We start from the raw sequence: 1032 nt of genomic DNA, 5'->3' as shown, positions 1-1032 counted from the left end.
TGACGGACGTTATATAAACCCACGTTGAACATATTCTTGCTCAAATGACACATTTGCCTGAGAGCCAAAATCTGTTGCCTGTCTAAACGAAGATTATTAACTTGAGTTAGCATCGACCCTTCCGCTATCAATATAGATATTATAGCGGAAATCCTGGAAAAATGCAACAGATCTTGAAGTTACCGTAAGAATAAAGAACGCACTACTGCTGCTGATCCAACCAAACCACTAAATCCGTTGCTGTCTCAAAATCCAACAACGCTTCACTCAATTCCTCCAATCGAGTAATGGATAATCCCTCAATCTTCTGTTGGAGCACAGGGTCAAGTAAACCTAACCTCAGGGTTAGTAAACGCATCACAATGAATCGGGCTTCCTCCTGCTTGCCGCGCTGGCGTCCCTTTTGGATAATATCTTGATAGGTGACTGATTCTTCCATAATTTCCTCGGATAACAATCGACGCACTAAATCTTTCTCAAACCGTAAACCAGCCAGCACATCCACACAGGCCGCTAGATTTCCCCGTAATGGTTTTTCTTCAATTCTATCCACTTCCACAACCACTTGCTCTAACAATCGATTAGGGTTATTGCTCTTAGCTAAAGTTGCCAAGGGTAACAGAGCTCGATTGGCCAACAGTGGTTGAGGGTCTTGTTCCCACAGACGAATTACTCGATAACGGTGCCAGGTATTAATATCCCTAAACTCGTTATTGAATACCAGATCTGAGGTCGTAGACTTGAGAAAAATTACCACCTGCTCAATGGGACATCGGTACTTTCGTTGTAATCTGACCCAATAGTCTAACATCCGAAATGGTAATGGTGGCTCGGATTGGGGTAGGGTTTGAAATTCTAGATGCAGAATTTGGTTAGTACTTTGGAGTAGAGTTAGAGCATCAGCTTGAATTGGTTCAGCACTTAATTCGGTTTTAAGTACCTGAATATCTCTAGGTTGTTTACCCAATACCCACTGAAAAAACTCTGATGGGTATGCTTCTGATAAGTATTTGCAGATATTGTCGTAGGCCA

Annotated in this window: 1 protein-coding gene; it reads right to left on the bottom strand. The window is 42.2% G+C overall.

Translation table 11 applies throughout. The features are described 5' to 3' along the window. Nucleotides 1-202: 202 nt before the first annotated feature. The coding region (locus tag F6K38_RS43025; RefSeq protein ID WP_287361052.1) for a DUF4351 domain-containing protein at nt 203-1032 on the bottom strand (830 nt) is incomplete at its 5' end.

The sequence above is a fragment of the Moorena sp. SIO3B2 genome (assembly GCF_010692525.1).
Classification (GTDB): Bacteria; Cyanobacteriota; Cyanobacteriia; order Cyanobacteriales; family Coleofasciculaceae; genus Moorena; species Moorena producens.
This window is presented reverse-complemented; position numbering and strand designations above follow the sequence as displayed.